Origin of the sequence: Pseudoalteromonas phenolica (genome assembly GCF_005886345.1) — a bacterium.
Classification (GTDB): domain Bacteria; phylum Pseudomonadota; class Gammaproteobacteria; order Enterobacterales; family Alteromonadaceae; genus Pseudoalteromonas; species Pseudoalteromonas phenolica_A.
Genome location: NZ_PNEC01000143.1, coordinates 1 through 287 on the forward strand (window position 1 = coordinate 1; position 287 = coordinate 287).

Annotated in this window: 1 pseudogene; it reads left to right on the forward strand. The window is 41.8% G+C overall.

Going from position 1 to position 287, the window contains the following annotated elements:
• Window positions 1-287 (forward strand): annotated as a pseudogene (locus CWB72_RS20400) (ammonium transporter); the annotation flags it as partial.

Genomic DNA, 287 nt, shown 5'->3' on the forward strand with positions numbered 1-287 from the left:
CGGGGTTAGCTTTTTTCTATGGGGGAATGGTTCATAGAAAAAATGTGATCTCCACCATGATCAAAAGCGTTGTGGCAACGGGTGTAGTATCTGTTCTATGGGTTTTTGTAGGGTACAGTTTATGTTTCGGACAATCTATAAATGGTATAATCGGTAACCCCCTCACCCATCTTTTCTTTAAGGGTGTTAACTCAGGGGCACCATGGAGTTTGGCACCAACTATTCCGCTTTCTTTATTCGCACTATTCCAATTGATGTTTGCTATCATTACACCAGGCCTAGTAGTA